This window comes from Flavobacterium sp., from assembly GCF_027484705.1.
In the GTDB taxonomy this organism is placed as follows: domain Bacteria; phylum Bacteroidota; class Bacteroidia; order Flavobacteriales; family Flavobacteriaceae; genus Flavobacterium.
Window position 1 is genome coordinate 33,849 of sequence record NZ_JAIXSL010000024.1, and the last position, 24,647, is coordinate 58,495.

General features: G+C 40.3%; 26 protein-coding genes. 9 read left to right on the plus strand and 17 right to left on the minus strand.

The features are described 5' to 3' along the window. Nucleotides 1–10 precede the first annotated feature (10 nt). The 4 genes from Q0058_RS13655 (at nucleotide 11) to Q0058_RS13670 (ending at nucleotide 3,688) form a co-directional block, all read left to right on the plus strand. Entirely contained in the window at nucleotides 11–937 is a 927-nt protein-coding gene (locus Q0058_RS13655) for a glycosyl hydrolase family 17 protein (protein ID WP_298224879.1), read from the plus strand. A gap of 26 nt (nucleotides 938–963) precedes the next feature. After that, complete coding sequence (locus tag Q0058_RS13660) at nucleotides 964–2,664, plus strand: family 16 glycosylhydrolase (RefSeq protein ID WP_298224881.1); 1,701 nt, start codon at nucleotides 964–966, stop codon at nucleotides 2,662–2,664. Between the two features lie 240 nt (nucleotides 2,665–2,904). Beyond that, nucleotides 2,905–3,489: a sigma-70 family RNA polymerase sigma factor gene (locus tag Q0058_RS13665; protein ID WP_298224883.1), complete on the plus strand. Its 585-nt coding sequence runs from the start codon at nucleotides 2,905–2,907 to the stop codon at nucleotides 3,487–3,489. Between the two features lie 55 nt (nucleotides 3,490–3,544). After that, a complete protein-coding gene (locus Q0058_RS13670; protein WP_298224885.1) occupies nucleotides 3,545–3,688 on the plus strand; it encodes a hypothetical protein in 144 nt (47 codons plus the stop codon). Between the two features lie 16 nt (nucleotides 3,689–3,704). Here Q0058_RS13670 and nth read toward each other — a convergent pair whose 3' ends face one another. Then, nucleotides 3,705–4,364, minus strand: a complete 660-nt coding sequence (nth, locus tag Q0058_RS13675) for an endonuclease III (RefSeq protein ID WP_298224887.1) — start codon at nucleotides 4,362–4,364, stop codon at nucleotides 3,705–3,707. Nucleotides 4,365–4,475: 111 nt separating this feature from the next. On the opposite strand from nth, the gene bcp reads away from it, so the two are divergent. Then, nucleotides 4,476–4,928 carry a thioredoxin-dependent thiol peroxidase gene (bcp, locus tag Q0058_RS13680; protein ID WP_298224889.1) on the plus strand — a complete coding sequence of 151 codons (453 nt, stop codon included), beginning with the start codon at nucleotides 4,476–4,478 and terminating at the stop codon, nucleotides 4,926–4,928. A gap of 78 nt (nucleotides 4,929–5,006) precedes the next feature. Here the strand turns inward: bcp and Q0058_RS13685 are convergent, their stop codons facing one another. Then, entirely contained in the window at nucleotides 5,007–6,467 is a 1,461-nt protein-coding gene (locus Q0058_RS13685; protein ID WP_298224891.1) for a TonB-dependent receptor, read from the minus strand. A gap of 95 nt (nucleotides 6,468–6,562) precedes the next feature. Here Q0058_RS13685 and Q0058_RS13690 point away from each other — a divergent pair, with 95 nt between their 5' ends. Continuing rightward, on the plus strand, nucleotides 6,563–7,327 hold the full coding sequence (locus Q0058_RS13690; RefSeq protein ID WP_298224892.1) for an MBL fold metallo-hydrolase: 765 nt from the start codon (nucleotides 6,563–6,565) through the stop codon (nucleotides 7,325–7,327). A 6-nt stretch (nucleotides 7,328–7,333) separates the two neighbouring features. Next, complete coding sequence (locus Q0058_RS13695) at nucleotides 7,334–7,834, plus strand: hypothetical protein (protein ID WP_298224894.1); 501 nt, start codon at nucleotides 7,334–7,336, stop codon at nucleotides 7,832–7,834. Here Q0058_RS13695 and Q0058_RS13700 read toward each other — a convergent pair whose 3' ends face one another. The 15 genes from Q0058_RS13700 to Q0058_RS13770 form a co-directional block, all read right to left on the minus strand. Then, nucleotides 7,835–8,473: an alpha/beta fold hydrolase gene (locus Q0058_RS13700; RefSeq protein ID WP_298224896.1), complete on the minus strand. Its 639-nt coding sequence runs from the start codon at nucleotides 8,471–8,473 to the stop codon at nucleotides 7,835–7,837. A gap of 64 nt (nucleotides 8,474–8,537) precedes the next feature. Further along, nucleotides 8,538–8,861: a hypothetical protein gene (locus Q0058_RS13705; RefSeq protein WP_298224898.1), complete on the minus strand. Its 324-nt coding sequence runs from the start codon at nucleotides 8,859–8,861 to the stop codon at nucleotides 8,538–8,540. Next, the gene (locus Q0058_RS13710; RefSeq protein WP_298224900.1) at nucleotides 8,851–10,113 is read right to left on the minus strand and encodes a dihydroorotase; all 1,263 of its coding nucleotides are present in this window, start codon (nucleotides 10,111–10,113) and stop codon (nucleotides 8,851–8,853) included. The genes Q0058_RS13705 and Q0058_RS13710 overlap by 11 nt, the downstream gene beginning before the upstream one ends. After that, on the minus strand, nucleotides 10,110–12,038 hold the full coding sequence (locus Q0058_RS13715; RefSeq protein ID WP_298224902.1) for a BatA and WFA domain-containing protein: 1,929 nt from the start codon (nucleotides 12,036–12,038) through the stop codon (nucleotides 10,110–10,112). The genes Q0058_RS13710 and Q0058_RS13715 overlap by 4 nt, the downstream gene beginning before the upstream one ends. A gap of 46 nt (nucleotides 12,039–12,084) precedes the next feature. Further along, nucleotides 12,085–13,434 (minus strand): DEAD/DEAH box helicase, encoded by a 1,350-nt coding sequence (locus Q0058_RS13720; RefSeq protein WP_298224904.1) that lies wholly within the window; start codon nucleotides 13,432–13,434, stop codon nucleotides 12,085–12,087. A 73-nt stretch (nucleotides 13,435–13,507) separates the two neighbouring features. After that, the gene (locus Q0058_RS13725; protein ID WP_298224906.1) at nucleotides 13,508–14,530 is read right to left on the minus strand and encodes a serine hydrolase; all 1,023 of its coding nucleotides are present in this window, start codon (nucleotides 14,528–14,530) and stop codon (nucleotides 13,508–13,510) included. Nucleotides 14,531–14,691: 161 nt separating this feature from the next. Beyond that, a complete protein-coding gene (locus Q0058_RS13730) occupies nucleotides 14,692–15,456 on the minus strand; it encodes a TIGR02757 family protein (RefSeq protein WP_298224908.1) in 765 nt (254 codons plus the stop codon). Beyond that, the gene (locus tag Q0058_RS13735; RefSeq protein ID WP_298224910.1) at nucleotides 15,453–17,150 is read right to left on the minus strand and encodes a hypothetical protein; all 1,698 of its coding nucleotides are present in this window, start codon (nucleotides 17,148–17,150) and stop codon (nucleotides 15,453–15,455) included. The genes Q0058_RS13730 and Q0058_RS13735 overlap by 4 nt, the downstream gene beginning before the upstream one ends. Before the next feature lie 2 nt (nucleotides 17,151–17,152). After that, complete coding sequence (locus tag Q0058_RS13740) at nucleotides 17,153–17,815, minus strand: ABC transporter ATP-binding protein (protein ID WP_298224912.1); 663 nt, start codon at nucleotides 17,813–17,815, stop codon at nucleotides 17,153–17,155. Between the two features lie 47 nt (nucleotides 17,816–17,862). Further along, the gene (locus Q0058_RS13745) at nucleotides 17,863–18,189 is read right to left on the minus strand and encodes a DUF6787 family protein (RefSeq protein ID WP_298224914.1); all 327 of its coding nucleotides are present in this window, start codon (nucleotides 18,187–18,189) and stop codon (nucleotides 17,863–17,865) included. A gap of 39 nt (nucleotides 18,190–18,228) precedes the next feature. Further along, on the minus strand, nucleotides 18,229–18,636 hold the full coding sequence (locus Q0058_RS13750) for a DUF6146 family protein (protein ID WP_298224915.1): 408 nt from the start codon (nucleotides 18,634–18,636) through the stop codon (nucleotides 18,229–18,231). Between the two features lie 100 nt (nucleotides 18,637–18,736). Beyond that, nucleotides 18,737–19,294: a hypothetical protein gene (locus Q0058_RS13755; RefSeq protein ID WP_298224917.1), complete on the minus strand. Its 558-nt coding sequence runs from the start codon at nucleotides 19,292–19,294 to the stop codon at nucleotides 18,737–18,739. Between the two features lie 154 nt (nucleotides 19,295–19,448). Then, the gene (locus Q0058_RS13760; protein WP_298224919.1) at nucleotides 19,449–20,411 is read right to left on the minus strand and encodes a D-2-hydroxyacid dehydrogenase; all 963 of its coding nucleotides are present in this window, start codon (nucleotides 20,409–20,411) and stop codon (nucleotides 19,449–19,451) included. Nucleotides 20,412–20,547: 136 nt separating this feature from the next. Next, complete coding sequence (serC, locus tag Q0058_RS13765) at nucleotides 20,548–21,633, minus strand: 3-phosphoserine/phosphohydroxythreonine transaminase (protein ID WP_298225206.1); 1,086 nt, start codon at nucleotides 21,631–21,633, stop codon at nucleotides 20,548–20,550. Nucleotides 21,634–21,755: 122 nt separating this feature from the next. Further along, entirely contained in the window at nucleotides 21,756–22,814 is a 1,059-nt protein-coding gene (locus Q0058_RS13770; protein ID WP_298224921.1) for an acyl-CoA reductase, read from the minus strand. Nucleotides 22,815–22,946: 132 nt separating this feature from the next. On the opposite strand from Q0058_RS13770, the gene Q0058_RS13775 reads away from it, so the two are divergent. Then, complete coding sequence (locus tag Q0058_RS13775) at nucleotides 22,947–23,297, plus strand: 4Fe-4S dicluster domain-containing protein (protein ID WP_298224922.1); 351 nt, start codon at nucleotides 22,947–22,949, stop codon at nucleotides 23,295–23,297. A 133-nt stretch (nucleotides 23,298–23,430) separates the two neighbouring features. Further along, nucleotides 23,431–24,597, plus strand: coding sequence for a hypothetical protein (locus Q0058_RS13780; protein WP_298224923.1), 1,167 nt, complete (start codon nucleotides 23,431–23,433; stop codon nucleotides 24,595–24,597). Nucleotides 24,598–24,647: the final 50 nt, after the last annotated feature.

Here is a 24,647-nt window from a genome sequence, read left to right on the forward strand (position 1 = left end):
TTATAAAGTCATGTCATTTAGAGCAGGTCATTATTTTTCGTTAGAAAGCCATTCATTGGAGCATAATTCTTTAGAAAACGAATATCAACCCATCGATTTTTCTGAAATTTCAACTAAAAAATTAGCTGATATGTGGAGAGAAACGCTGCATAAAGGGATGCATGGTATTTGTTTCAGTTTGTACGAAGATGGTCAAAAACCGGGCGATATTATCACTGCCGAACAGGTCAACAGACGTATTCAAACTCTAAAGCCTTATACAAAATGGATTCGTTCTTTCTCGTGTATTGAAGGCAACGAACATATCGCTCGAATTGCACACCAAAATGGCATGAAAACACTCGTTGGCGCATGGTTAGGAAGTGATTTGGAACTCAATGAAAAGGAAATAGAAGGACTAATTACACTAGCCAAAGAAGGTTGCGTAGCGATTGCCGCAGTTGGGAATGAAGTGATGTATAGAGGCGATTTGACAGAAGAACAATTGTTGGCATACATCAATCGTGTCAAGGAAGCACTGCCTGATATTCCTATCGGTTATGTTGACGCTTATTATGAGTTTTCGCATCGCCCAAAAATCACCGAAGCTTGTGATGTAATACTAACCAACTGTTATCCTTATTGGGAAGGTTGTCCGATTGAATATTCATTACATCATATGCAAAGCATGTTCGGTTCCGCAAAAGATGCCGGTAAAGGCAAACGCGTCATTATCACCGAGACTGGTTGGCCAAGCGAAGGAGGTGCTCTTAAAGGAGCCGTTGCATCCAATGAAAACGCCATGAAATACTTTATAGAAACCCAATTATGGTCGCAACAAAATAACATTGAAATATTCTATTTCTCCTCTTTTGATGAATCCTGGAAAGTCGGGGCAGAAGGCGATGTCGGAGCTTATTGGGGCATTTGGGATAAAAATGAAAAATTGAAATACTAAGAATATTTTCTAAATACGAAACGCTTATGAAAAGGAATACACACTTTCAGGTTCTGTTATTGTTGTTAATGCTGGGGCAGTTTTGTAGGGCTCAGGTTGATGTGGTTTACAACGATTTGGTCTGGTCGGACGAATTTGACACCAACGGACCGGTCAATAGCAGCAACTGGTTTCACCAGACACAATTGCCTGCGGGCGGAAGTTGGTTCAATGGTGAAGTGCAGCATTACACCAATCAACAGAGCAATTCTTTTGTAGATGGCGGATTCTTGAAAATTGTAGCTAAAAAAGAACCCTATACGGATCAAGGCGTGACCAAACAATTCACTTCGGCGCGACTCAATTCCAAATTCGCTTTTAAATACGGTCGTGTCGATGTGCGCGCCAAACTTCCCATGGAACAAGGAACTTGGCCTGCCATCTGGATGCTTGGAAAAAACGTCAACGAAGACGGTGCTTATTTCGATGCTGACTTCGGAACCACCGATTGGCCCGCGTGCGGCGAAATCGATATCATGGAACATGGGATTTTTCAGGGACAGTCTCCAAATTATATACAGAGCACTTTGCATACGCCCTCATCTTTCGGGAATTCTGTGAATAATGGAGGTGTTACTATTCCTGATTTGGCTAATACTTACCATATTTATTCGCTGAACTGGTCGCCTTACCAATTGTCCTTTCTGGTTGACGGTGTTATTCATTATACCTACAACCCCGCAGTTAAAGATGCGAATACCTGGCCTTTCGATAAGGAACAATTTCTGTTGCTTAATATTGCGATGGGCGGTATTGCCGGAAGCATCGCTGATGATTTTACGCAAACTTCGATGGATATTGATTATGTGCGTGTCTATCAAAACACCACTTTGGATAACGAGCGCCCCGATAATTTTACAGCTGCCATTGGAGCCGTTACAGGTTCTTCGGTCGAATTGTTACTTAACGCTACCGATAATTCCGGGACAGTCGTTTACAACGTTGCTTACGGAACGCAGTCTATTTTTTTTGCCGGAACTTCAGGCGTTCAAAAATCAGTGATCATTTCTGGATTGACCCCCAATACGAATTACACTTTTGCAGTTGCTGTTGCAGATTTAACAGGGAATACGGCCTTAAATAATCCTATTGTTCTCAATACAACCACGTCTGTGGTATTGCAATGTGGAGGTGTTTCTGCGGAGGCTTCGCAAGGCTCTTTCTCAACAGGCTACCATTACAATTTTGAAACTATTGGAAACGATGTCAAAATTACCTTCGAATTACTCGATACCGACAGAGTGGGAGTCGTAGCCTATTTATGGAAACAATCGCCATTCTCCGAAACGTCAATGACTAATGTTTCGGGTACTATTTTTGCGAAAACCATTACCGGACAAACAATCGGTTCGACTATAAGTTATGCTGTTAAGTTTGCTTATGCAGGCGGATTGTCGGTCACTAGATACTTTTCTTATGTTGTGGGCAGTAATTGTTCGCTGGGCATTGAAAGTTCTAGCCTGGCAAGACAGTCTTTTTCCCCTAATCCTGTAGAAAGCCTATTGTATTTAGAATTGTCTGACGCGCAAAATAAAATTATGCTGACCGATATATTGGGGCAAAAAAAAATGGAAACTATCTTGAAATCAACGGATGTTATCGATATGTCTGATTATCAATCAGGAATCTATCTCTTGAAAATTGAAAATGATCACGGCATTCAAAATATAAAAATTATAAAAAAATAAAACAGGATATCATCAATATGTGAAATTTAATAGAAAGGATTTGCCGATTTCTGAATTAAATGCACATATTTTTATTTATTGCATCAAAATTGTTAAAGTTTGAAGATTTATTTGCTTTTAAGAATATAATTGTGCTACATTTGGCTTAATATTAATCCCTCATTAACATTTAGCCTATAACGCAAAACTACTTTTTAGAGATTGTTCTCAACATTTATTATTAAAACTAAAAGGTATTTTATGGCTAATGTTCACATCCCAGATGCATTATTGGTGAAGAATTATGTGGCAGGTGACGAAAGCGCTTTGGCTACATTAATCAACAGGCATCAATCAAAAATTTACGGTTTTATCTTCTCTAAAATTTCAGACCGGGATTTAACAGACGATATATTTCAGGATACTTTCATTAAAGTCATCAAGACTTTAAAATCCAATTCTTATAACGAAGAAGGAAAATTTCTTCCTTGGGTGATGCGTATCGCGCACAATTTGATCATCGACCATTTCAGAAAAAATAAAAAGATGCCGATGTTTCGCGAAACGGAGGAATTTTCGATATTTTCAATCATGACAGACAATTCGATGACCATCGAAAATAGGATGATTACCGATCAGGTAGAAAAAGACCTTAAAAAACTTATTGAAGAATTACCTGAAGATCAGAAGGAAGTACTTGTGATGCGCATCTATCAGGATTTGAGTTTCAAAGAAATCTCAGAACTTACAGGCGTCAGCATCAATACAGCTTTGGGCAGAATGCGTTACGCGTTGATGAACCTCAGAAAAGTGATTGACAAACATCAAATAATTTTAACGAATTAACAATATTTGAAATAGAGTTGCGTTGTAGTAGAAACAAACACAATAAAACTACAATATGGCAAAAATTTACTCTAAAGAAACATTAGTTACTCCTTCCATGAAACCTAAAAAAGAGACCGTTTCTTTTTTACTGAATTACTCCAAAGCGCTAAGCTTTATCAAAGTGGGTAAAATGAATGTAGAAGTCATAGCTAATTAGAAAATATCCCGATGTTTTATCGGGATATTTTTTTTTCAAACGCTTCCAAAACAGTTTTTCTTCCTATGGTTCGGGTGATGATGTCTTTTTCTAAACTCATACCACGCGCTGGTGAATATTCACGACCGTACCAGATAATTTGCAAATGCAAATCGTTCCAAAGTGCTTTAGGGAAAAGGCGTTTGGCATCTTTTTCTGTTTGCACGACATTTTTTCCGTTGGTTAAATTCCAACGATACATAAGTCTATGGATATGCGTATCGACAGGAAATGCAGGAATACCAAAAGCCTGACTCATCACTACGCTGGCGGTTTTATGACCCACAGCCGGTAAAGCTTCCAAGGCTTCAAAGCTCTGCGGAACTTCGCCGTTGTGTTTGTCAATCAGGATTTGCGATAAGCCATGAATTCCTTTTGATTTCATCGGCGACAAACCACACGGGCGAATGATTTCTTTGATTTCCTCGACAGATAATTTCACCATATCATAAGGATTATCGGCTTTGGCAAATAGCAATGGCGTAATCTGATTCACGCGGACATCAGTGCATTGTGCAGAGAGTAAAACTGCAATCAGTAATGTGTATGGATCTTTATGCTCTAGAGGCACTGGAATTGTCGGGTATAGCTCTTTTAACGTATTTATAACAAATGTTACACGTTCTTGTTGGGTCATTGTAAGTATTTTTATGAAAGTAAAAATAGTATAATTTTCAAGACTTATCGAATCTGGTTTTTATGTAAAATATAATATTCATAAAGTCTTACAATCTTAAAATCTAAAAAAATGGCGACACTCCAAAAAGGCGACAAAGCTCCGAACTTCTCCGCAAAAGACCAAGACGGAAATACGCACACACTCGCAGATTACCAAGGAAAAAAACTCGTGGTTTTCTTCTATCCGAAAGCGGACACTCCGGGTTGTACTGCGGAAGCTTGCGATTTGCGTGACAACTTTCAACGTTTTCAGGCAGATAATTATGCTTTGTTGGGCGTAAGTGCTGATTCCGAAAAGGCCCAGTCGAAATTCAAAAATAAATACGAATTGCCTTTCCCATTATTGGCTGACGAAGACAAAGCCGTAATTGAAGCTTTTGGCGTTTGGGGTCCGAAAAAATTCATGGGTCGCGAATATGACGGCATCAACAGAACCACGTTTATTATTGATGAAAACGGGATTATTGATGAAGTGATTTCCGATGTAAAAACAAAAGCGCACGCAGCCCAGATATTGAAATAAGCCACCTTGTATCAAAAGAAAAAGCCACTAAACAAAATTATTTTAACTTGTTTAGTGGCTCTTTTTTATTTTCAAAAACTATTTAGTTTCTTCTAAAACCTTATTTGGGTCATAGCCAAATAGCTGGTGTTTTTTAATGATTTCAGCAATACCCAGTGGCAACATATTTTCCCAACCAGTTTTTCCGTGGTTGATCATTTTCAAGACTTCACGTGAGAAAACTTGCAGATTGTGCGGATCAAAATCATCAATATCGACTACTTTTCCGTTGAATTTGAAGAACTTATACAATTCTTTCATTCTAGGATGCACTTTCAGATTTTCTGAAGTGATGATTTCACCATCATCGCCCAACATCGGATATAAGAACACTTTCAAATCGCGGTAGAACAATTTCCCGAAAGCTTCGAGTATGCCACCACTCAAATGACGGTAGTATTTTTCATCGAAGATATCCACTAGATTGTTGACGCCCATCGCCAATCCCATTCTGGCTTTGGTGTAGGCTGAGAAATATTCGACCACTTTATAATATTCCTGGAAGTTCGAAATCATTACCGTTTGTCCTAGTGAACAAAGCAATTCGGCTCGATCCATAAAATCGCGTTCATCGATTTCACCTTCAGAGCGCAAATTAGAAAGCGTGATTTCAAAAACCACTAAAGTATTTTCTTTTTCGACTTTGCTTTCGGCGAGGAACATCTTCAATGATTTCTCATACATGTCCATGTTCACACTAGTTACTGGCCTGAAACTGCCGCGCAAAGCCAAAATGTTTTTCTTGTATAAAATCGCTGCCGGAAGAATATTCTTTCCTTCAGGATCGAACATCACCGCATCGGTCATACCGTTTTTGACCAATTGCAAACTCATCAGACGGTTATCGACTTCAGCGAAACGCGGCCCGGAGAAATTGATGGTGTCGATTTCGAGTTGGTCTTTATCGAGATGATCGTAAAGATATCTCAGTAATTTTTTTGGATCGTTGTATTTGTAGAACGCGCCGTAAATCAGATTCACACCAAGAACCCCTAAAGTTTCCTGTTGTAATCTCGCGTCAGTTTCTTTAAATCTTATGTGAATAATGATGTCGTTGTATTCTTCCTCAGGATCAATCTGAAAACGGATTCCAACCCAACCGTGGCCTTTGAATTGTTTCGCGAAATCAATCGTAGCGACGGTGTTGGCGTAACTGAAAAACATTTTATTCGGGTGTTTTTCGCGGCTCAAACGTTTCTCAATGAGGTTGACTTCATGGGTAAGCATTTTTTTTAATCGGCTTTCGGTCACATAGCGACCGTCTTCTTCAATACCGTAAATGGCATCGCTAAAATCCTTATCATAAGCGCTCATGGCTTTGGCTATGGTTCCTGAAGAACCACCGGATCTGAAAAAATGCCGGACGGTTTCCTGACCTGCGCCAATTTCGGCAAACGTTCCGTAGATGTTTTCATTCAAATTAATACGGAGTGCTTTGTCCTTGGTCGAAGGAACTTGCTCGATAATTTTATCACCTTTTAATTTTATCTGTTTGTCCATGGTATGAGGTAACGTAGTAATAGTTTGCCAAAGTTAACAAAATAGCACTTTACCAAGTGAGAATTAATAGTATTTTTGTAAAAAAAATAACAGTTTTGAAAGTCTATTTTTTGGGTACCGGAACTTCACAAGGCATTCCTGTTATTGGAAGCCACCATCCCGTTTGTCAAAGTTCTGACCCTAAAGATTCAAGGTTGCGGGTTTCGGTCTGGATCCATTGGGACGATCATTCGTTCGTGATTGATTGCGGTCCGGATTTTCGCCAGCAGATGCTCGTTTCGCATTGCCAGAAGGTTGACGCGATCTTGTACACGCACGAACATGCCGACCATACCGCGGGTTTGGATGATATCCGACCTTTTAATTTCAAGCAAGGCGCGATTCCTATTTATGCCCACGGAAGGGTTTTGGCTAATCTGAGAACACGTTTCGGATATGTTTTTGAAACGGAAAACCGCTATCCCGGAGCACCTTCTGTGATGCCCATCGAAGTAAAAGAATCGGTGCCTTTTCCTATTGGTGATAAAACGGCAATTCCAATCAATGTGTATCATGGAAACCTTCAGGTTTTTGGCTACAGGATTGATGATTTCGCTTATCTGACAGATGTGAAAACCATCGATGCGTCAGAAATTCAAAAGCTGAAGGGCGTCAAAGTTCTAGTCGTCAATGCGCTGCGTGAAGAACCGCACCATTCGCATTTCAACCTTGAAGAAGCTTTAGCTTTCATTGCGCTGGTCCAACCTGAAAAGACTTACCTGACACATATCAGCCACCATTTCGGTTTTCATGAAGAGATTCAAAAAAAACTACCTGAAAACGTATATTTGGCCTACGATAATTTAGAAATCACTATTTAATTTACCATGAGAAAATCACTGTTCCTTTACCTTTTTATCCTTGCGGTGCTGATGAATATTTTTACTTATATGTATTATAGTAAAAAAGATAATTTCGAGGAAACGCATTTCGCCCAGACCAACGCCAAACTAAAAGATAGCCTCGCATCGATTACCACAAAATATGATGATGCCAATTATTTTTCATTGGAAAATAACCAGAATGCGCAGAATTATTTCGATCAGGGCGACGGGAAAAAATTCATCCCTTACGAAAAACTGATTCCGTATGTGAAAGAAAAACTCATGGATTTGAATGACAATCCGAAAGGAAACCCATACACAGGGCAAGATCAGATTGGTGCACAGAAATTCATCATCAACAAAGTCAAAGTTTTGAATCACCGCTGGATTATTGCCGATTACAGCGATGGTGAATATTGGGGTGAAGTACTGTTGAAATATTTTGTCAATGACGATGAAACGATCACTTTCGAAATCATCCAATCGTTGCTATACCAAAAGTAATTACGCTTCCAACCAACTTCTGAAGTCAAAGAAATTCTGAGGCGAAACTCCGTGTCCGATTGGGTATTCCTTATAAGTCATTTCAATGCCCAGAGCTTCTAAAGCGGGTTTTGTTTTTCGCGCCCAATCTACCGGAATCACTTGATCGACCGTGCCGTGTGAAGCAAATATTCTTAGGTTAGAAAAGTCATTCTGGGCATAATTTTCTACAGCCATTTCGGTGTTCAGGTAACCGCTAATCGCCACCACGCGCTGTACTTTTTGAGGAAACGACAAGGCTACAGCATAACTCAGAATACTTCCTTGACTGAATCCGATCAAGGTAACATTTTGGGCGTCGATTGGGTAATTTTCAATCAATTCGTCAATAAAATTGGAAATCAAATCACGGGAACTCCGGGCTTGATTTAAATCGGAGAACTTATTCTCATCCGCATCGAAATTGATTGCATACCACGCGTAACTGCCAAACATCAGATCGTAAGGTGCACGTGCTGAAATTACATAATATTCCTCTGGAAGTTCTTTGGCAAACGAAAATAAATCTTCCTCATTGCTGCCATAACCATGAAGTAAAAGCAACAGCGGATTCTTTTCTAACTTGATTTTCGGTTCGCGGACGAGATGGTGTAAAATCATGATGGCTGGGTTTTATGGAATAATTTGGCGATGCATTTACATCAATAACGAACATTAAAAAATCTTAAAGGAAGTGAAACGCTTTCTGGAATAAATTTCCCAGCAAAGGCAAAGGTTTCATATCGCCTTTGATCGCGGTAAAAAAACCGTAAGTCCATAAAACGGAAACGAAAATCCACATCGTAGCCGAAATCATGATGCTGTCGAAATTGCTTACAATCATGCCCAACGACAGAAAAGTGATGGTCAATCCTAGCGCCTGACGAATGTGGAACGAAGCAAACGAGTTCTTGTTTTCCGAGTTCATAGAAATCGCGATCATTACTCCAACGATTAAAACATAACTCGTAATGGCGGCAGTTTTGCCTTGTTCGATATTATTGTTCATGCTGTAAGACTAGTTTTTCTTGATTGTAGATTCCGTACACTTTACCATGCATCACCGTTCCTAAAAAAGCCGAATTTTTAGATTTCGACAAGATGTTTCCTTTAGTAAACGTCCAGTTTTCATCAGGATTAAAAAATGTGATGTTGGCTTTGTTGCCTTCCTGAATCGTCTGGTTTTCAATATTGAAAATTGACTTCCCAACAGTTAGTCTTTCAATTACGGTTTCTAAAGGCAATAGCGTAAGCAAAGCCCCGAAAGCGCTTTCTAATCCTATAGTTCCATTTTTTGCCAAATCGAATTCCATTTTTTTGTGTTCAATGTCGATCGGATTGTGGTCGGAAGTAATCATGTCAATTGTTCCATTCAAAACACCAGCGATCAAAGCTTTCCTATCAGTTTCCGTACGCAAAGGCGGTGTCAATTTATAACGCGTGTCGAAGCCATCAAGCGTTTCATCAGTCAAAACCAAATGATGCACGGCGACACTGCAAGTCACGTTCAATCCTTTTGCTTTTGCAACTTGAATTAAATCCACAGATTCTGCAGTTGAAATCGTGGGAATATGAAGTTTTCCACCGGTATATTCGAGTAAAAACAAATTTCTCGCGACCTGAATTTCTTCCGCTAAAGCAGGAATGCCTTTAAGTCCGAGTCGTGTAGAAACTACGCCTTCATTGACGACACCTTGTCCTTTGATATCGTTATCTTGTGAATAAGCAATGACCAGACCGTCAAAATCCTGCACATATTGCAAAGCGATTTTGAGCAGGTTCGGGTTGTCGGTATTTTTATTGTAATCGCCAAAAGCAACCGCTCCAGCCTTTTTCATATCGTATAATTCCGCGAGATCTTTGCCTAAACTTTCCTTAGTCAATGCGCCAATCGGTAAAAGTTGTGTTGCCGAATGTTGCGCTTTCGATTGCACAAACTGAATCTGCGATTGGTTGTCAATCACCGGAAAACTGTTCGGTTGCAAAGCGATTCCGGTAAAACCACTTTTAGCCGCGACTTCTAATCCGTGTGCGATGGTTTCGCGGTCTTCAAATCCGGGCTCGCCCAAAGACACACTCGAATCGAACCAGCCTTGCGAAACATGTAGATTTTCAAGATTGATTTCAGCTAGCTTTTCGTTATTGGGAAGGTTGCTACCGATTTTTTTGAAGATTCCGTTTTCAATATGCAAATCGACCGTTTGCTTGTGAAACGGACTTTGCGCATCAATGATCGTAGCAGCTCTGAGAATCAGGTTCATTTGACTAATTTTTGAATGAGTACTTCGAGGGCCAAAAATAACAGGGTAAAAATAACAAACCATTTCCAAAGATTGTTATCGGAGCGGTCGGTTTGTAAGGTGTCAAAATAATTTTCAATCGAATCTTTTACGGTGAAATCGGACAATAGGTTTTCGGAATTGTTCTCGATGTTGCTTTCGGTTCGGTTGTAATTGAAACTCACATTTTTAAGCAGTTCGTTTTGTTTGAAGATCGCAAAATTCCCGGCCTGCTGAGGATAATCGGTGCAGGTCAGTTTGACTTTATTGTTCAAAATCTGTTGGATCGGAATGAATTTCTCGTCTTTATTCTGGATGCTCAAAATCTCATCTTTGCCCAATAACGCATCAATTAAAATCGGATTGTTTTCTCCAATTGTGTATGCCGAAATCCCAGTCTTTTGGATGCTTTGTGCCATATTGTAAAACGTCGGCACAATCAAAGGCGAATTCTGGAAATTGGAATTCTGTTTGTTGAGCGCCGCCGCAAATACATACACCGACGAAAGCGGATTCTGGATCGAAGTCAGGAAAATGCTTTGGTCTTCAAAACTCAAAATCGCCGGATTGCTCGTGCTGATGCCAAAGCTCGTTTGCGTTTTCGGATATTGGAAATTGGCCACTTGTTTCTCAAAAACTGTTTTAAAAACCGGATTGTTGAAGGCGATTTTGGTAATCAGTTTTTCCGAGCGCTGCAAATTCTGAAATTGCATTTTTCCAAAACCAGCTAAAAAGCTGTTGCTGTTCGAAACGCTACTTTCACTAGAAGGAATGAAAATCACATTGCCGCCTTTTTCCGCGAAAGTTTTTAAGGTAGTTTGTAAAGCTTGTGGAATATCATTGAGTTCGTTCAATACTATCGCATCCTGTTTTTCGATGCCGTTATAGTCAAGGCTCGTAAGGTTGAAGTTGCTGTAATTGAATTCATCGGCAGTATAAATCCGCGATAGGAATCCACTTTTCTCTACATCTCCAATACTCAAAATATTGATTTTTTGCGGTTTGGAAATGCTGAAATAAAACGTATTGTCGTACGCCAAACTATTATCGGTAATCGAAAAATAACCGTGGAAATCTTCCTTCGGAATCGTGAAATTCATCGTTTTTTCTTTGCCTTCGAGCGCGATAATTGTTTTGGCGATGAGTTTTTCACGGTTGTATAAAGCAATCGGAATGCTCTTCAACGCTTCGCCATGCGCCGATAATTTGACCCCAATTTCATAGAAATTATCTAAGGTTTGCTGAATGAAAACGCTGTCAATCGAAACGTTGTTTTTCTGTTCGGCTTCGGGCGTGATGAACACGGTATTCCAAGTCGCGTCGATGCTTTTGAGTTGTTTGGGTTGCAAGCCGTTCGCGTCGGTGATGATGACGATGTCTTTGTTGTTAGGTGCCTGGTGCGATTTGATTTTGGCCATCGCGCTTTCCAGCTGGAACGGAAGCGGGCTGAACTTCAGTTGCTGCAATTCTCTGCGGATTGATTTGATGTCGGTGTTCCAGAAAGTTTCTGAATTCGTGATCAACGAGAAATTTTGGTTTTCAGGAATGTGTTCGAGTAAATCTTCAATGGCCCTTTGCAACAACGGGCCTTTTTGTCCTTTGGCCTGCATGCTGAACGAATTGTCGAGCACGAGATACATCTCATTGCGGCTGTTTTTGCTGTCTTTGGCTTTGAAATAAGGTTGGGCAAAAGCGAAAATCAGAAACGCCAACAACAACAAACGCGTCGCGAGCAACAGCCATTTTTTGATTTGGGAACTTTTTCGGGTCTGGATCGAGATTTCTTTTAAAAAGCGAACATTCGTAAAATATTCCTTTTTAAAACGGCGCAACTGAAACAAATGGACTAATATCGGAATGATCAGTAAAAATAGGAAGTAGAGGATTTCCGGATGTTTGAATTGCATGCTAAATTTAGTTTATCAAAAGTAACAATCAATTGTCAATTATCAATTATTTCTTGTCTTTTCTTTTCTTATCGCGTGTTTTTAACATGTTCCTATTCACGGAACCAGAAGTTTTCTTTTTCGTTTTCGATGGCCCGCCCAAATTGACTTTTTTGTTCTTTTTGGCTTTGTCATGAAACGCACCTTCGCCATCGAGCTTTGGTTTTTTCATCAGGAACTTGATCGGTTGTTTGTCTTTTTCGGGACCGATCAGTTTGGTTGAGATTTCGACATTTTCCGGGAATGGCAGGATTTGCATTTCCATGTTCATCAAGACTTCGGCTTCGAGTTTGAATTCGACTTCGCGCGGCGTGTAGAAACTGATGGCGGTTCCGGTAGCGTCGGCACGACCAGTTCGACCGATACGGTGCATATACAATTCCGGCATTTCAGGCATCTCAAAATTGATAACATGAGTAATGTCGGAAATGTCGAGTCCGCGCGCCATAATATCCGTAGTGATAATACCGCGCAGATTGCCTTCCTGGAAAGAAGCCATCGTATTGAGTCTGTAATTCTGCGATTTATTGGAATGGATTACTCCGAACTGACCTTCAAAAGCTTCATCGATACTTTCGTGGAGCATGTCTGAAATCTTCTTGTTGTTGACGAAAATCAATACACGGCTCATGGCTTCATTTTCTTCAAGCAAATGTTTCAGTAAATTGATTTTGGTATTGAAATTCGGAACGGCATACGACAATTGCGTAATATTTTCTAAAGGCGTTCCCGATGCGGCAAGGCTGACTTCTTCAGGGAAATCGAAATAATCGTTGAGAACAGCATCCACTTCATCGGTCATCGTGGCTGAGAAAAGAATGTTCTGGCGTTTCGGTCGCATCATCGCAAGAATCGAAGTCAGTTGCGGACGGAAACCGAGGTTGAGCATTTCATCAAATTCGTCAATGACCAACTTGGAAGTTTCGTCAAAACGGATTACGTTGTCGAGCGCCAAATCCATAGTTCGTCCGGGCGTTCCGACCAAAATGTCGATGCCTTGATAAACCGAAGTTTTTTGGGTATTGATGTTGACGCCACCATAAATTCCTAAAGTTCTCACGGACATATATTGTGTCAGTTTTTCGACTTCTTCCACAACCTGAACCACGAGTTCTCGCGTCGGAACGAGAATCACAATTTTTGGTGTATGCGTTGGTGTGAATTTATACAGCTTTAACAGCGGCAACAAATAAGCAAAGGTTTTTCCGGTTCCGGTTTGGGCAATGCCCATCATATCACGGCCTGACATAATCACGGCGAACGATTTTTCCTGAATAGGCGTAGGGGTTTTAAATCCTAATTCGTCGATGGCTTTTTGAACCGATTTGGGAAGATTGAATTGCTCGAAAGTGCTCATTTGCTTGAATTTTGGGCAAAGGTACGCTTTTTAAAGCCTTCTTTCAACAGCAAAATGGCTTCGCCTCAAGATCTTACTGTTGCGACATGTTTTGATAGACGATTCCTGAGATTTCTTTCACCACGGTTGGCAGTTGTTTGTAATCTTTTCCTCTTGTCATTACGGTAATCACATAAGGATTATTGTCAAGATAAATGATGGCTGATTCGCTGAGTTCCTGCTCGAATTGCGTTCCGGATTCTCCAAATTTGTGCGCCACTTTCGTAGCAGTTGGTAAACTTGCAATAATACCGTCTTTAAAATTGCATTGGCTTAATAGTTCTGTAGCAAACTCGGAATTTTTATTGCTCAGATAAGAAGCGTTGTAGAGCAATCTCATGAAATAGGTAAATTCTCTGGCTGACATTGGATAGTTTGGCGCTTTCAAATCTGGGGCCGTCAAACCTACATCTGTGAAAACTTTTTTAAATTGGTTCAAATCCATATTGGCAAACAATAGCGAAGTAGCGTTGTTATCGGAATAAGCAATCATATAATGAAGCAATTCACGAACCGTATAACTGTGCCCGAGTACAATCGATTTTGACTTGTATTTTGGGTTTTTATCAACCACAAAAACTTTGTCGTAATTCAATTGCTTATTGAGTAAGCCCGGATTGGCTTCTTCCATTTTTAAGAACGTAATCAATTCAGGCACTTTCATCAACGAACCCGGGAGGAATTTTTCATCGGTGTTGATTCCGGTCCATCCGTTGCCATTGTATTCTTTGATGTAACAGGCAGCGGAACTGATGACGCCAATTTTTTTATAATTTTCAATCAGATCATTGATGCTTTGTTTGACAGTGCTTAATTTGTCAGACTCACATTTTGTATCCACGAATAAAATGGGTTTGATATATTCATAACCATCCATTCTTTTGATTTTATAATCACAAGAAGCATCACTCTGAAAACTAGAGGCGTCGTCCGACGATCCGGCTAATTCAGATGCTGCTTTACTTTTTTTTGTGGTGTAATAATAAGTAATCGCATTGGTGGCAATCATAGAAATTATAATAATTCCTAACGATTTCTTGTGGGTAAAAAGTTTCATCGTAAGTTAAGTATTTAATAAAAATTTAAAAAGGCGTTGCGAATTTAATAGATATTTTATAAAAACGCATCACTTTATTAGACAATTAACATTTAAAATACCCTAACTTAATATTGTTTTATTTAAAATTTTGAGAACTAGGATGCTACGAAAGCGCCATTTTAAAATCCTTCAAATACGCCGAGTCCGAATAAAGCGAAATCGTATTTTACAGGATCCGTCGGGTCAAATACCCTGAGGTTGGCATCGAGTTCCGACAAAGCTTTGGCGTCGTTTTGTTTCCGCTTCAGCAAACCCAATTTCCGGGCAACATTTCCCGAATGCACATCTAAAGGGCAAGATAGTTTTGTGGGTGCAATATTTTTCCAGATGCCTAAATCTACGCCTTTATTGTCCTGACGAATCATCCAGCGCAGGTACATATTGATGCGTTTGGCGGCGGAATTGTTGAGCGGATCGGAAATGTGTTTCTGCGTTCGGTTCTGGTGGTCGATTTCAAAAAACAACTTCTTAAATTGATGAATGCTTTGCTGCAGGCTGTTTTCTTGTTGATGTAGCGCGAACACACTTTCAAGCCCGCCATGGTTTTTATAAATGTGCTGCAATCCTTTGATGAATGTAGCGAAATCGACATTATTGAAAGTGCGGTGTACAAAACTTTCCAAACGATCCAAGTCATTTTCAGTATGCGACATCACAAAATCGTAAGGCGTGTTTCCCATTAATGCCATCATTTTGTGCGCATTCTGGATGATCATTTTGCGGTTGCCCCACGATATGGTCGCGGTCAGAAAACCGGCGATTTCAATATCTTCTTTTAAAGAATATAGATGCGGAATCTGAATCGGGTCGCTGGCTATAAATTTCGGATGGTTGTATAGTTCGGTTTTCTCTTCAAGAAACGAATGTAATTCGGCTTTGGTCATGGTTGTGTTGTTTTCCTGGAATAAAATCCGTCGGGAATATTAGAGGTTCTCAACTGTGGAATGTAATGCAATTTCCTGTCGAAATAATCGATTTGTTTGAAGTTCACGCAGGGTAATTTCCCATTTCCGTTTGCCCAGATGTAAACGCCCGTATCCGGAGAAAAGTATTTTAAGTTTCCCATTTGATGTTCTTCGTACTCGGTTTTGAGGTTCGAGTTTTTATGAGGATAAATTACTTGACTCATCGAAAATTGTTGCTTATTAAAATTCAGTTTTTGTTGATGGTTTCCAAGTGGAATGGGAAACCATAAAAAGCAAAAAGCCAATACTAATGAACCAAAGCAAAGGCGGTAAATGGATGGCATCGATTTTACAAAAATTGAAAAAGCGATAAGCCCGAACAACAGTAAAAAAGGAAGCATGAAGCGATAGTGCGGCGAACCATACCATATCAAAGCAAATTGTAAAACCATCAAACTATAAAGAATCCAATAGCTTTTTTGATTAAAATAACGTTTGGTGAAGTAGGGCATGAGTAGCATTATGACTATAATCATCACATTGAAAACATTACTGGTTCCAGAATATAAAAGCCATTTCACAAAGATTTGCCACGCGTTTGAAGTTCCAAAATCTTTACCTGAAATAAAGAACGAATAACAATGCGTACAATCGAATGAGAAATTATAAAGTGCCGGCGGAATTGCGTAATCGACTTTATAGTAATCTTTAGACAAGGTCGAAGGAAACAACGGATAACCACTCAGTATCGAATTTTTAATGATAAATAAAAACAACATTATCAATCCCATCAACAAACTTAAAGCGATTTTTGAAATGATCTTTTTGAAGTTGATTATTAAAAAAAGTAGTGGCAAAAGTAAAATCGGTAGCGCCGTAACCTTAATGTATACAATGAAAATTGATAATAAAAACAAAACATTAAAGCTGACAATGTCTTCAGTTTTGTATTGTTGGATAAAAAAATCAAAAGCGATCAATGAAAAAATCATCACAGCCAAATCCGGCGAAGGCACTTGGCAAAAAGCGAATAAAACCACATTCGCTGTTGGCAATAATCCAATCCATAAATTTTGTGCACTGCTATTTTTGAAATAATCATTCAACCGGAAAATCGCATATAAATTGCCAAGCAACAAACAAAACCCGTTGAGTTGGTTCAGCCGATCGGAAAGATATGAAAATGAAAACGCACTTTGCAAAATGTGCCAACCGCTGGTTTGTCCGAAGAAAAGATGCAGATTCGCCAGGCCTTTCACCAAGCCATATTCGTTGAGCCATTTGATGGTTTGCACGTAATAGGTTTCATTATCGATGAATGAAGCGTCGGAAACTCCATAAAGTAAAGTCAACAGCAAAGTCAAGCCAAGTAAGATTTGCAGTTTTTGGGGTAAGGTTTTGAGTTGATGCCAAAAATTCAAATAAATTGAAGTAAGTTCTTTTTTAAATCCGACAACTATTCCAAATTGTAAAGCCAACAAAAACAGCTGGAATTCAAAGTTGATACGTCCAAAAATCGCCCAAACACTTGCGAGTATTGTCGTCGTTAACATCCCGAAAATGATCGTGAAAATACTTTCAGTCGGTTTGAGCCGTGTGATTTTTTGAAAGCAAAACCCCAAATTCACGAAAGTAAATCCAAGATAGCTCCAATAAAACAGCAGCAGTAACATGATTATACTGAGATTTGCCCATCGACCATCGTGAGTTTGCGGTCGGCCATATTGGCTAAGGTTTCGTTGTGGGTGACGATCACAAAAGTCTGTTTGAATTTGTCGCGCAAGTCAAAAAACAACTGATGCAGGTTTTCAGCCGCGGCGGTATCGAGGTTTCCCGAAGGTTCGTCAGCAAAGATGATTGCGGGTTTGTTGATGAGTGCTCTCGCGACAGCCACGCGTTGTTGTTCTCCGCCCGAAAGCGCGCTGGGTTTGTGATCGATGCGGTCGGCCAAACCAAGATATTGCAATATTTCTTTGGCTTCGGTTTCGGTAGTTGCTTTATTTTTTTTGGCGATCAATGCCGGAATGCAGACGTTTTCCAAAGCCGTGAATTCCGGTAATAACTGATGAAACTGGAATATGAATCCGAGATGTAAATTCCGGAACTGAGATAATTTTTTGTCATTCATCGTCAACACATTTTCGCCGTGAATGATCAGTTCGGTTTCAGCGTTTGGTGAAGGACGGTCGAGCGTGCCCAAAATCTGGAGTAAAGTCGTTTTTCCGGCACCCGATGCTCCGACAATCGAGACTATTTCACTTTCCTTAATATGCAGATCGACGCCTTTTAGGACTTGAAGTTGGTCGTACGATTTGAAGATATTTTTCGCTGAAATCATGAGAATGGTTTTGACAAAGAAACGTATAAAATTTGGGAAATTGTGGCTTAAGACGTGGCATCGTCTTCATTTTCTTTTGGCAACAGGAAGCCCAATTTCATACTGCGCAGCATTTTCTTTTCGAAAGCCCAGAAGAATTTGAATTGCCCGAACAAAAAACCAATACTCACCAAAAGTACCTGATAAATCGGGAAAATCATCAGCAGACGCACCGGCAAAAACCAAAACCCGAGTTCGTCTTTCGTCAACCCAATCCACAAGCAAAAAGGCTTTGACAGCTTAGCCGATGCCGTTCCGGTAATCGCAAAAACGATGATGATGATGGTCAGCTGGAAATTAGATTGTATTCCCCATCGTTGTCTGAAATTCGCCATAGGGTTAAAAATTGACAGCAAATATAAGATAGAAATCGCTCATAACCGCTGTTTGTATCGACTTTGGAAATACATAAAATAGTTGTAGAGCAAATAGTTCACTTCATAACCGTAATGAATCGAACTGAAGTAATCGATACGCATTTCATATAAATTTGGATCGTAACTATACGGTTGCGCCACGCGGTTGTTCCATTGGGTGACGAACCGGATGTTGTGGTTTTCGAGGTATTGCAGCCCGTAGAAATTTCTTGGTTTTTGGGTCGCTAGCCAAGCATCAAAACCGGGCTCGATAATGATGATTTCATATTGCAAAGAATCATTCGCAATGCGAATTGTATCGTTTTTAGCAGCCGTTTCCGAAGTTGTTTTTGCCACAAGCGGTTTGGTCTGCGAACAACAACAAACCAGGAATATCAAACCGAAAGCGAACAGCAGATTTTTCATTTCCAAATACTTTGCATAAAGTTAGGAAAAGCAATTTTGATTCTTACTGCAGTTTCGATTTTTAACAAAAAAGTCAGGTATTTTCCTGACTTTCTATATACTACTTCCCGAATAATTTCCCAAGCAAACCACCAATTCCGCCTTTTTTACTCACGGCTGCCATCGCATCGCTCATATCGACTTTTCCGTCAGCATTCTGATCAAGTCCGAATTGGCCACCATATTTGGAAACCGCATCCATCAACCCAGAATTGCCGCTGCCGCCCGAAATCGCATTGACGATATCAGACACTTCAAAACCTTTATGGTTTGGATCTTTGGCATTTCCCACCAATGAACCCAACACTTTCGGAATCAGATTGCCCGCCACGCCCGAAGCATCATCGCTACTCATACCGAATTTTTCGCCCAAGTTTCCCGACAATTGCTCCGTGATTTTTTGAACTACAGGATTCGAGGTGTCGCTGGCGTTATTGCCTTGAAACAATCCGGCCAAATCCGATACGTTGCCTTGTGCGGCCATATTCTTCAAGCTGCCCATGATTGAGCTGCTGGCTTCATTCATGACGGCTTCATTGTGCTCGTTAGGCACTGCATTATTCTTGACGACAGCATCCTGACCGAACTGCTGTACTAATTGTGTTAATTGTTCAAACATTTGTTTTGTGATTTATGGTTGTCAATCAAAGTTAATAAAAATCAAAAGCGATGGAAATTTAATTGACAAAAAAAAGCCAGACCATGAAGTCCAGCTTTCCATATTATTAAATCCGCGAAATCCGGAAAATCCGTGTCATCCGCGTGCCATTTTATTACACTTTCTCCGACTTCATCAAACCGATAATCTGCTCGGCCAATTCCGTTCCGATTCTGTCCTGCGCTTCCAAAGTGGCAGCACCGATATGCGGCGTCAACGAGATTTTCGGGTGCATCAATATTTTAATTTCCGGCGTCGGTTCGTTTTCAAAAACATCAAGCCCTGCGAACAATACTTTGCCAGAATCCAAGGCGTCAATCAACGCCACTTCATCAATCACACCTCCACGGGAACAGTTGATGATGCAAACACCGTCTTTCATAGAAGCGATCTGTTCCGCGCCAATCACATAACCATTTTGAGCCGGAACGTGCAACGTAATAAAGTCTGAATGTTTAAACAAATCCGCAATCGGCTCAGTCACGATATCCACATTAATAAACTGGTCGTTGTAGAAATCAACCCTGATTTTAGCGTTGTCTACATATTTATCTACAGCGATTACTTTCATTCCCAATCCTAAAGCAATTTTGGCGGTCGCTTGTCCGATACGTCCGAAACCAATAATTCCGAGCGTTTTGCCACGCAACTCAATTCCGTTAGCATACGCTTTTTTCAAACCTTCAAAGTTCGCATCACCTTCAAGCGGCATATTTCTGTTGGCATCCTGCAAAAATCTCGCACCCGTAAACAAATGCGCGAACACCAATTCGGCCACGCTTTCCGAAGAAGAAGCCGGCGTATTGATCACATGGATTCCTTTCGAACGCGCGTAATCCACATCAATATTGTCCATCCCGACACCGCCGCGGCCGATGATTTTCAAGCCTGGGCAAGCATCAATAATATCTTTTCTGACTTTGGTCGCCGAGCGCACGAGCACCACGCTGATGTTGTTCGCATTCACATAATTCGCAACCTGTTCCTGCGCGACTTTAGTCGTAATCACTTCAAATCCACCTTTTTCGAGAGCGGCAATACCGCTTTTAGAAATACCATCGTTGGCTAATACTTTCATTTTAGTTTATTCGGTTTTTATTTTTTTATGGAGAAGCTGATCCTGCTGTCCACTAAATCTTTTGCGCCGAACCCCGGCACAAAAGGATATCGTTCCCATCAGGGCTGGGCCTCTGTTATTTTTTCAAGCTTTGTTTCTAGAATTTGGTTCCCGAAACTTTCTTTTCGAAATCCTGCATCACATCCACCAAAACCTGTACGCTTTCAATCGGCAACGCATTATACATCGAAGCTCGGTAACCGCCCACAGAACGGTGTCCGGTAATGCCTGAAATTCCGGCTTCTTTCCACAAAGAATCGAAAATTGGCGTGTGCGCTTCGTCATTCAAAAGGAAGACGGCGTTCATGTTGCTTCTGTCTTCTTTCGCAACTGGCCCTTTGAAATATGGATTTCTGTCGATTTCCGCATACAACAAAGCTGCTTTGGCGTCATTCTCTTTTTCAATCGCAGCTATCCCGCCTTTGGCTTTGAGCCATTTGAGCGTCAACAACGAAACATAAATCGGGAATACGGCTGGTGTGTTGTACATGCTTTCCGCTTTGATGTGTTTTTGGTAATCCAAAATCGCTGGAATGGCACGTCCTGTTTTTCCTAAAATTTCTTCTTTAACCACAACCAAAGTTGTACCTGCTGGGCCCATATTTTTTTGCGCGCCGGCGTAGATCAAATCGAATTGGGTGAAATCAATCACTCGGGAGAAAATATCCGAACTCATGTCGCAAACTACAGGAATGTCTGTTTTTGGAAAGCTTTTCATCTGCGTTCCGAAAATCGTATTGTTGCTCGTGCAGTGGAAATAATCCGCATCGGCAGGAATCGTATACTCTTTAGGAATGTGTGTGTAATTGTCATTTTTTGAAGAAGCCACCACCACCGTTTCGCCAAAAGCTTTTGCTTCCGTGATCGCATTGCTCGCCCAGGTTCCGGTGTCTAAATAAGCGGCTTTACCATCGACTTTCATCAGATTGTAAGGCACCATCAGAAACTCTAAACTCGCGCCACTGCTTAAGAACAAAGCCTGATAGCCTTTTCCGGTCAGCCCGAGTAATTCCAACGCCAAAGCTCTGGCTTCGTCCATCACCGCTACAAAATCCTTGCTTCTGTGCGAGATTTCCAAAATCGATAAACCGGAATGGTTAAAATCTAAAACCGCCGCGGCCGATTGCTCAAAAACTTCCTGAGGCAAGATGCACGGACCCGCGCTGTAGTTATGCTTTTTCATGGTATCTGTTGTCATGTCAAAAAATTAAGTCGCAAATTTCGGGAATAGGGTTGTAATAACCGAGAGTATTTGTAATTTATTCATGAGATTTATCAACAAAAACGATGTAGTTTGATGCTTTTTTACAAATTTATAAGAAAAGCCATGGTATCCACATTATCAGCATAATCCCAAAGTTTCGGTTTTTGCGTGGTTCCGAACGCAATGCTGTTTTGCACCAAATCATTGGAAACGATGCATTGGATGATTTCCTGATCGACGTTCAATCGTTTTTGAACTTCATCAAGATTGTCATAATATTCATAAAAAACACTCGAAATCGGCGAAGCATGGCTCAAATCTTCCTTAATCGTCAGAAATCCGTTGTCGAGTAATTTGAAATTGCTCATCAAAAAAACCGCTTTGTTGTAATCGTAATTGTTGGCGTATTTCTCGTAATGAATGACGTCCTGATATTCGAAAATCGCTTCAAAAAACGAAGAGAAATCATAACCTTTCGGCACAAACAATTTCGAAACATTGCGGCAACCCAATCCGAAATAACGGAAAATATCTTCGCCCAAAGCAACCAATTGTTCTTTGGTTTCGTGTCCGTTCAAAACGGCAATCGAATTTCTGGATTTGCGGATGATGCTCGGTTTGTCTTTGAAATAAAATTCAAAATAACGCGCCGTGTTGTTGCTTCCTGTTGCGATTACGCCATCGAAATTTTCGAGTTTCCCTTCAACGAAAGTGATTTTGTTTTTCAATTCAGGTTCGACAGCCATCAGATATTTGGCTAAAAACGGCAATAAATGCTGGTCGTTCGAGGAAGTTTTCACAAGCACCTGATGCCCCGAAATCAGCACCGAAAGAAAATCGTGAAAACCTACCAATGGAATATTTCCGGCAAGAATTAACCCAATCGTTTTAGGTTTTACATTTGACAAATCATAATCAGCTAACCATGTGTTTAGATTTTCTTCCGTCAAAGCTTCGGCCCACGACTGGATCGCAAAATAAACCTGTTCCGGAGTATACCAGCCATTGTGCGATTGCGACAATTGGATTAAGTCTAGAAACGGATTGAAGAACAAATCGTTGTGCAAAACATCCGCTTTTTGATGGGCATCATTTTTCGAAAACTGCGACAGGAATTTCCCGAGCTGCACAAAACATTTTTTTTTATCGATTTGCATCATGGGTTTGCTTGTATATGAATGGATTTGATTGTAATTTTGCGCAAAAATAAACTATTAATGGCTATATGCAATAAGCTTTAAGCAATATGCTTGCTGCTTAAAGTGTAAGGCCTACAGCTTAAAGCAAAAGAAATGGCTATTATAATTACCGACGAATGTATCAATTGCGGCGCCTGCGAACCGGAGTGCCCAAACACTGCAATCTATGAAGGCGCTGATGACTGGCGTTATAAAGACGGAACGAAACTTAAAGGGAAAGTCATCTTGCCTGACGGAACGGAAGTCGATGCCGATGCCGCGCAGACTCCGGTTTCTGACGATATCTATTATATTGTTCCGAGCAAATGCACCGAATGCAAAGGTTTTCATGACGAACCGCAATGTGCCGCCGTTTGTCCTGTAGATTGCTGTATTCCAGATGATAACCATGTGGAAAGCGAGGAAACGCTGCTCAACCGACAAGCTTTTCTGCACAACGAATAACCAACATCCTGAATTTATTTCAGGATTTTTTTTGGAATTTCGTATCCAATTTATATTTTTAGCTTAAATAATGTTGTAGTTTGTCGGTATTTAAGATAAATTTTTCATTAGGTTTGTTAAAATTTCAAATTATATGTTACGCAAGGTCTTGCTGTTGTTTTTTTTGATTTTGAGCATCGACACCTTTTCACAAAGTGTTGAGAAATCCATCATCCTAAAAGACAAAGACACCGAAGCGCCGATTGAAGACGCCACTGTTTCGATATTGAAAACTAAGCAGAACCTACTCAGCAATGCCAATGGCGTCGTGACTTTCGAACTCAACGGGGTGTCGAGCATCCAAATCAAACATCCTTCTTATCTTGGCGTTACTATTAGATCCATTGTGCTCAAAGACAAATCCACAGTCATTTATCTCAAGAACAATATCAATGATCTTGATGAGATTGTCGTCACTAAAAAACATCCGCAGAAAATACTGGCGTCTTTGATTGAAAATTCCAAGCAACGGCTTACGATTCCGGGCCGGCTCAAAGTCTATTCGAGGGAATTTTTCAAACTCAATGGCAACTATTCCTATTATAATGACGGTTTGATGAATTTCCAGCTGCTTGACAAATCGAGAAAAATCAATGCGGTGCTACTGGTCGAACAGAACCGATCCAAAAGCTTGATAGAAGAGAACATTTCGGATGATTTGCTGGGTTATAATCTCAACGACATCATGGAGAATTATTACAACTTCAAATACCTCAATCCGCTACTCGAAGCGCAGGCCAAAAAGGAATATGATTTCGTGATCAAAGTGTATTCTAAAAACAAAGAGCTCAACATTATTAGCGCCATTCCCAACGAAACAGCGACGGGTTTGCTTGACGATTTCTCGATCATTTATGATCCGCACAAAAAAATCATCATCGAAGTCAGTTCGGTGGTTTCGCCGATGGTATTGTCTAAAATGAAGGACAAAACGAGCCGCGGTTCGCGCAACATCAACCAGTCTTCGTTCAAAACGATTTACAAACTCCAAAACAACAATTACTATCTATTGTGTTCGAAAGAGGAAATCGGTTTTGAGAAAATCGAAAAAGACCACAACAAAGACATTCAGGTGCGCAATTACTTCCTGACTACTAATTTCAGTACGCAAAACTATGCCTACAAAGACAGCGAAGTCTACAAAGACAAAACGCTTTACAACAAGAAAGATGTGATCCTGTCCGACTACTGGAACGAATCCGGGCTCACCGCGACTGATGAAGAACAAAAAATCATCAGCAGCATCGAAGAACAGAATTAGAAAAAATCTTGCTTTCAAAAACCATTTTAAAGCTTATATTTGCACACTTT

Bases quoted from the DNA above. Each gene is read 5' to 3' on its own strand.
- Q0058_RS13655 (WP_298224879.1), top strand. From the start codon at position 11: ATGTCATTTAGAGCAGGTCATTATTTTTCGTTAGAAAGCCATTCATTG.
- Q0058_RS13660 (WP_298224881.1), top strand. From the start codon at position 964: ATGAAAAGGAATACACACTTTCAGGTTCTGTTATTGTTGTTAATGCTG.
- Q0058_RS13665 (WP_298224883.1), top strand. From the start codon at position 2,905: ATGGCTAATGTTCACATCCCAGATGCATTATTGGTGAAGAATTATGTG.
- Q0058_RS13670 (WP_298224885.1), top strand. From the start codon at position 3,545: ATGGCAAAAATTTACTCTAAAGAAACATTAGTTACTCCTTCCATGAAA.
- nth (WP_298224887.1), bottom strand. From the start codon at position 4,364: ATGACCCAACAAGAACGTGTAACATTTGTTATAAATACGTTAAAAGAG.
- bcp (WP_298224889.1), top strand. From the start codon at position 4,476: ATGGCGACACTCCAAAAAGGCGACAAAGCTCCGAACTTCTCCGCAAAA.
- Q0058_RS13685 (WP_298224891.1), bottom strand. From the start codon at position 6,467: ATGGACAAACAGATAAAATTAAAAGGTGATAAAATTATCGAGCAAGTT.
- Q0058_RS13695 (WP_298224894.1), top strand. From the start codon at position 7,334: ATGAGAAAATCACTGTTCCTTTACCTTTTTATCCTTGCGGTGCTGATG.
- Q0058_RS13700 (WP_298224896.1), bottom strand. From the start codon at position 8,473: ATGATTTTACACCATCTCGTCCGCGAACCGAAAATCAAGTTAGAAAAG.
- Q0058_RS13705 (WP_298224898.1), bottom strand. From the start codon at position 8,861: ATGAACAATAATATCGAACAAGGCAAAACTGCCGCCATTACGAGTTAT.
- Q0058_RS13710 (WP_298224900.1), bottom strand. From the start codon at position 10,113: ATGAACCTGATTCTCAGAGCTGCTACGATCATTGATGCGCAAAGTCCG.
- Q0058_RS13715 (WP_298224902.1), bottom strand. From the start codon at position 12,038: ATGCAATTCAAACATCCGGAAATCCTCTACTTCCTATTTTTACTGATC.
- Q0058_RS13720 (WP_298224904.1), bottom strand. From the start codon at position 13,434: ATGAGCACTTTCGAGCAATTCAATCTTCCCAAATCGGTTCAAAAAGCC.
- Q0058_RS13725 (WP_298224906.1), bottom strand. From the start codon at position 14,530: ATGAAACTTTTTACCCACAAGAAATCGTTAGGAATTATTATAATTTCT.
- Q0058_RS13730 (WP_298224908.1), bottom strand. From the start codon at position 15,456: ATGACCAAAGCCGAATTACATTCGTTTCTTGAAGAGAAAACCGAACTA.
- Q0058_RS13735 (WP_298224910.1), bottom strand. From the start codon at position 17,150: ATGTTACTGCTGCTGTTTTATTGGAGCTATCTTGGATTTACTTTCGTG.
- Q0058_RS13740 (WP_298224912.1), bottom strand. From the start codon at position 17,815: ATGATTTCAGCGAAAAATATCTTCAAATCGTACGACCAACTTCAAGTC.
- Q0058_RS13745 (WP_298224914.1), bottom strand. From the start codon at position 18,189: ATGGCGAATTTCAGACAACGATGGGGAATACAATCTAATTTCCAGCTG.
- Q0058_RS13750 (WP_298224915.1), bottom strand. From the start codon at position 18,636: ATGAAAAATCTGCTGTTCGCTTTCGGTTTGATATTCCTGGTTTGTTGT.
- Q0058_RS13755 (WP_298224917.1), bottom strand. From the start codon at position 19,294: ATGTTTGAACAATTAACACAATTAGTACAGCAGTTCGGTCAGGATGCT.
- Q0058_RS13760 (WP_298224919.1), bottom strand. From the start codon at position 20,411: ATGAAAGTATTAGCCAACGATGGTATTTCTAAAAGCGGTATTGCCGCT.
- serC (WP_298225206.1), bottom strand. From the start codon at position 21,633: ATGAAAAAGCATAACTACAGCGCGGGTCCGTGCATCTTGCCTCAGGAA.
- Q0058_RS13770 (WP_298224921.1), bottom strand. From the start codon at position 22,814: ATGATGCAAATCGATAAAAAAAAATGTTTTGTGCAGCTCGGGAAATTC.
- Q0058_RS13775 (WP_298224922.1), top strand. From the start codon at position 22,947: ATGGCTATTATAATTACCGACGAATGTATCAATTGCGGCGCCTGCGAA.
- Q0058_RS13780 (WP_298224923.1), top strand. From the start codon at position 23,431: ATGTTACGCAAGGTCTTGCTGTTGTTTTTTTTGATTTTGAGCATCGAC.